This is a genomic window from Streptomyces sp. BF23-19, from assembly GCF_041106355.1.
Taxonomy (GTDB): Bacteria; Actinomycetota; Actinomycetes; order Streptomycetales; family Streptomycetaceae; genus Streptomyces; species Streptomyces virginiae_A.
On sequence record NZ_JBGBPT010000102.1, the window covers coordinates 25,361 to 30,211 of the forward strand.

Below are 4,851 nucleotides of genomic sequence, written 5' to 3' on the forward strand. Positions count from 1 at the left end.
CGCCTTCGTACTGAGTAGCGGGGGCAGGATTTGAACCTACGACCTCTGGGTTATGAGCCCAGCGAGCTACCGAGCTGCTCCACCCCGCGTCGGTAAACACAACTCTACGCCATGCGGGGAGAGCCCTTCACCAATTAACCGCCGACCACCCCACAGATGGACATCACCGCAGGTCAGCGCCTTGAAACCGGCATCGAACCGAACCGCCCTGCCCCTGCCCCTGCCCCTGCCGCACCCCGGACGGCAGCGGCCGTCAGGCGACGGGATCCCGACGCCGGGTCAGTACGTGGGTCGTGCTCCCGTCGTCCTCCCGTACGTCTCGGACGTGGGTGAAGCCGATCCGCTCCAGCAGGACCAGGGAGGCCGTGTTGGCGTCGGCCACGGTGGCGTGCACCTCGGTCAGGCCGAGGGGGCCGAAGCCGTACGCGACGATCGCCTCGGCGATCTCGGTACCGAGGCCCGCTCCCCAGGCTTCGGGGGCCAGGGCGTAGATGATCTCGTGGCCGTCGACCTCGGCGGTCCGCTTGATCTCGGCGTGCCCGACCAGCCGTCCGTCCCGACGCACGGCCCACACGTCGAAGAGGTTCTCGGCGTAGACCTTCGTAAAGACCCGTCCGAAGAGCGCCCGGTCCTCGTCCTCGGAGGTGGGACCGTCGCCCATCCACCGGGACACCCGGGTGTCCTGGAAGAGTGCGACGAATCCTTCCTCGTCCTCGGGGGTGTAAGGGTCGAGGAGCAGGCGTTCGGTACGCAGAACAGGCGTCATGATCGGCGACGCTACCCCCGCCACCCTGTGGGGTCACCGGATTTACCGGACCGGCGTCGACCACACTCGTGATCAATACGCTCAGGGAGATGGCAGGAGCAGCGCCACCCTGTTCAGGACAGGCTCTCGTGGGCCGGCCTGTCGGTTTCCGACATGCGGACGCGGTGACGGCCGGCCTGTCGGCGTGAACCCGTGCGAGGCGACGAACCGTTCGCCCTGCTCCCATCCGAGGGGAACCGTTGCTGTCACGTGCCTCGCTCCCCGAGCTGCGACCGAACGAAGCAGAGTGACGGCCAGTTCGGAGCCGAGCCCGGCACCCCGCAGGTCCGGATGCAGCAAGAAGAGTCCGACCGAGCATGTGTCCGGGGTCGGGTACCCAAGGACCGCCTCGACCAGTCCGGCGGCAGAGCCCGTCTCATCGGCTACGACGAGGATGTGCTTGTCGTCCCAGTCGGCGCCTTCGGGGAGGCTGTAGAAGAGGCTCTGTACGTCACCCGGCCCGGACGGCAGACCGGTCGCGGACTCGAAGTAGTCCTCACAGGCACAGAAGAGTGCGAGAAGGTCAGCCTCGTCGTTCGGCTCCGCATCGCGGATCGCGTAGTGCTTGCCGCCTGAAGTGATGGTCAGCGGTGTTTCGTCACTCATCTTCGGATCTCCGCCCAGGTTCCACCCGCATCGTGAAAATCAACGTAAGGGAGAGCAGCAGCAGTGTGCCGGCCACCGCCCACGGAGCACCTGACCAGGACCGCTCGGCCAATCTGATCAACTGGCCAGGCCACCCTCACCCACGGCGGTGGGGGCGATCTCCACACGGTCAAGGCGCGCTCCGGCGCTCCACGATCACCCTGACCTCGAAGACGTACACGAGCCTGCTCCCCGAGATCGACCGGGCAGCCGCCGAAACGGCAGCCCAGCTGGTGCCCCGCGCCCGCCCGTCCGCCTCATGACCGGAAAATGACGGGCCATCCGCTCACGCACGAGCCCGGATACGACTGAGCGCCCCACCCGGCGGAAGCTGGGTGGGGCGCTCAGCAGCAGGTCGGAGGGATGTCTCCCCGTCCCTGCGAGCGGTAGGCCATGTCGGACTCGAACCGACAACCAACGGATTAAAAGTCCGCTGCTCTGCCAATTGAGCTAATGGCCCTCCAGGTGCTCACCCCAGAGCATAGCCGGACCGCGCCGGTCAGCCGATCGGGTATCCGCCGACCGGCCTGTCGCCGCCGGTCCGGTGGCGTCGCGCAGGGCCTGTGACCGGCTTCCGAGGGGGTGTTACGGGTCATCAGTTCCCGGGAGTGCGGAAAGGGCCCGTACAACACCGGGGTGTCGTACGGGCCCTTCCTCAGGGGTTCAGCTCAGCTGCGATCAGCCGTTGCGCTTCCAGCGCGGCTTGTCGTCACGGCGGCCGCCGAAGCCGCCGGTGGAACCGGAGCCGGAGCCGGAGCCACCGGACGGACGGTGGTCGTCACGGCGGCCGTACGGACGGTCGCCGCCACCGGAGCGGAAGCCACCGGACGGACGGTCGTCACGACGGAAACCACCGGACGGACGGTCGCCACCGGAGCGGAAGCCACCCGACGGACGGTCGTCGCGGTTGAAGCCACCCGAGGAGCGGTCGTCACGGTTGAAGCCGCCGGAGGGACGGTCGTCGCGGCGGAAGCCACCACGGTCGCCACCACGGTCATCGCGGTTGAAGCCACCGGACGGACGGTCGTCACGACGGAAGCCACCACCGGACGGACGGTCACCACCGGAGCGGAAACCACCCGACGGACGGTCGTCGCGGCGGAAGCCACCACGGTCGCCACCACGGTCGTCACGGTTGAAGCCACCGGACGGACGGCCACCACGGTCGCCACCACGGTCGTCGCGGCGGAAGCCGCCACGGTCGCCACCGCGGTCGCCGCCACGGTTGTCGCGACGCTCGAAGTTGCCACGGTCGTCACGCTGGGCGCGCTGCTCCTCGCGGCGCTCCTGCGCGGCCAGCTCGGCAGCAGCGGCGGCGGCAGCGGCAGCGACCTCGGCCTCGGCGGCCTCGGCCACCTCGGCGACAGCGGCCTCCGGGTCCTCGCCACGCTCACGGGCGGAACGGGCGACGAGGCGGTCGGCCTCCTCGCGCAGTTCCACGGCGCGGCGCGACAGGCGCTCCAGCTGCTTGGTGAGCTCGGCGACCTCGCGCTCGGCCTGCTTGGCGGCGTTGTTCGCGGAGTCGGCCTGGACCTCGGTCAGCGAACGCGCACCGGTGATCTCGGCGACCTCCGGCTCGAAGGCGCCGGCGCCCTGGACGATGTGGCGCGAGGCGTCGACGCCCGCGTCCTCCATCAGGCGGAAGATCTGGCGACGCTGGTGCGGCAGCGCGAGGGAGACCACGACACCGGACTTGCCGGCGCGGGCGGTACGGCCCGAGCGGTGCAGGTAGTCCTTGTGGTCGCCGGCCGGGTCCACGTTCAGGACCAGGTCGATGCCGTCGACGTGGATACCGCGGGCGGCGACGTCGGTGGCGACGAGCGCGTTGACGTAGCCGTCCTTGAAGTCGGCGAGGACGCGGGTACGGGCACCCTGCGTCATGCCACCGTGCAGCGCGTCGGCCTTCACGCCGGCCTCGACGAGCTGCTCGGCGATGCGGTCGGCGCCCAGCTGGGTGCGGACGAAGATGATGGTGCGGCCCTTGCGGGCGGCGATGGCGGCCGTGACCGGCGCCTTGTCCTTCGGCTTCACGACGAGGACGTGGTGCGTCATGGTCGTGACGTTGCCCTGCGCGCTGTCGACCTCGTGCGTGACGGGGTTGGACAGGTAGCGCTTGACCAGGGTGCCGATCTCGTTCTCCATGGTGGCGGAGAAGAGCATGCGCTGGCCGCCGCCGGGGATCTGGTCGAGCAGCTCGGTGACCTCGGGCAGGAAGCCCAGGTCGGCCATCTGGTCGGCCTCGTCGAGGACGGCGATCTTGACGTTCTCCAGGGAGCACGCGCCACGGTTGATGATGTCGCGCAGACGGCCGGGGGTGGCGACGAGGACGTCGACACCGCGCTCCAGAGCGTAGATCTGGTTGCTCATGGAGGTACCGCCGCAGACGACCTTCATCTTCAGGCCGAGCACGTCGCCGTAGGGCTGGAGCGCGTCCGCGACCTGCATCGCGAGCTCACGGGTCGGCGTGAGGATGATCGCGCGGGGCTTCTTCTTCTCCGTGTGACCGCCGGCCAGCGAGGCCAGGGTCGGCAGACCGAAGGAGAGGGTCTTGCCGGAGCCGGTACGGCCACGGCCGAGGATGTCCTTGCCGGCCAGGGCGTCCGGGATGGTCGCGGCCTGGATCGGGAAGGGGGCGGTGACGCCGTTCTGCGCGAGCTTGCGCACGATGCCCTCGGGGAGACCGAGGTCGCCGAAGGTGATCGAGGGCTCGGCGTCCGCGTCCGCGTCGTCGAAGTCGGTGGTCGAGTCCTCGAAGGACTCGTCGGTGTTCACGTCGGCCTCAAGAGCCTCGATGATCTCGTCCGCCTCAGCGGCCTCGATCGCCTCGGTGACCACAAGGGCCTCGGCGTCGATGATCTCGTTGGTGTCGTTCTCGGGCATGACGGAACGGTCAGAACTGGAAATGGACATGCGAAATGCGAAACCTTCCGGAGTCTCGGCACGCGCCCAAACTCCGTGAATCGCAAATCGACCGCCTCAATGCGGTCAGCCACGGCTAGGGAGAGTACGCGCCACACGGCGCTCTTCGGATTCGGCGCCGGGCAATGGGATCAAACGATCTATAACCATACGCACCCTCCCCGGGGTCTGGCAAGTCGCTCCCCTCAAGAGGCCGCTGACCTGCGAAAACTCCCTGGGGATCGGCACCGGACCGAACCCGGTCGGGCCCGGCCGGTGCCCGCCGGGCCTAGAGCTCGGGGGCCGGCGCGGTGGTCGGCTCCGGCAGCGGACTCGGCGGCGCCGACGTGGGTTCCGTCACAGGGGGAGTGGTCGCCGGCGGCGCCGGGGTCGGGCCGGCCGTCTGCTGCCCGCCGGCCGAACCGCCCGGGCCGCCGGGTCCGCCCGAACCACCCGACCCGCCCGTGGTGGGTTCCTGCGGGCCCTGCCCGTCCGCCCCGCCG

The 4,851-nt window shown here is 69.6% G+C and carries 3 protein-coding genes, 2 tRNA genes and 2 pseudogenes; 1 reads left to right on the forward strand and 6 read right to left on the reverse strand.

Translation table 11 applies throughout. The features are described from left to right. Nucleotides 1–15 precede the first annotated feature (15 nt). The 3 genes from AB8A24_RS37675 to AB8A24_RS37685 all read right to left on the reverse strand — a co-directional run bounded on the left by AB8A24_RS37675 (nucleotide 16) and on the right by AB8A24_RS37685 (nucleotide 1,411). Nucleotides 16–89 (reverse strand) — tRNA-Met (locus AB8A24_RS37675). Nucleotides 90–253: 164 nt separating this feature from the next. Beyond that, complete coding sequence (locus tag AB8A24_RS37680; protein ID WP_328962675.1) at nucleotides 254–766, reverse strand: GNAT family N-acetyltransferase; 513 nt, start codon at nucleotides 764–766, stop codon at nucleotides 254–256. Nucleotides 767–847: 81 nt separating this feature from the next. Beyond that, nucleotides 848–1,411 (reverse strand): N-acetyltransferase family protein, encoded by a 564-nt coding sequence (locus tag AB8A24_RS37685; protein ID WP_369478740.1) that lies wholly within the window; start codon nucleotides 1,409–1,411, stop codon nucleotides 848–850. A 129-nt stretch (nucleotides 1,412–1,540) separates the two neighbouring features. On the opposite strand from AB8A24_RS37685, the pseudogene AB8A24_RS37690 reads away from it, so the two are divergent. Then, a pseudogene (locus AB8A24_RS37690) lies at nucleotides 1,541–1,713 on the forward strand (site-specific integrase); the annotation flags it as partial. Nucleotides 1,714–1,837: 124 nt separating this feature from the next. Here AB8A24_RS37690 and AB8A24_RS37695 read toward each other — a convergent pair. The 3 genes and pseudogenes from AB8A24_RS37695 to AB8A24_RS37705 form a co-directional block, all read right to left on the reverse strand. Next, nucleotides 1,838–1,910: transfer RNA gene (locus AB8A24_RS37695), tRNA-Lys, on the reverse strand. A gap of 218 nt (nucleotides 1,911–2,128) precedes the next feature. Then, the gene (locus AB8A24_RS37700; protein WP_369478741.1) at nucleotides 2,129–4,330 is read right to left on the reverse strand and encodes a DEAD/DEAH box helicase; all 2,202 of its coding nucleotides are present in this window, start codon (nucleotides 4,328–4,330) and stop codon (nucleotides 2,129–2,131) included. Nucleotides 4,331–4,637: 307 nt separating this feature from the next. After that, nucleotides 4,638–4,851, reverse strand: a pseudogene (locus tag AB8A24_RS37705) (hypothetical protein); the annotation flags it as partial.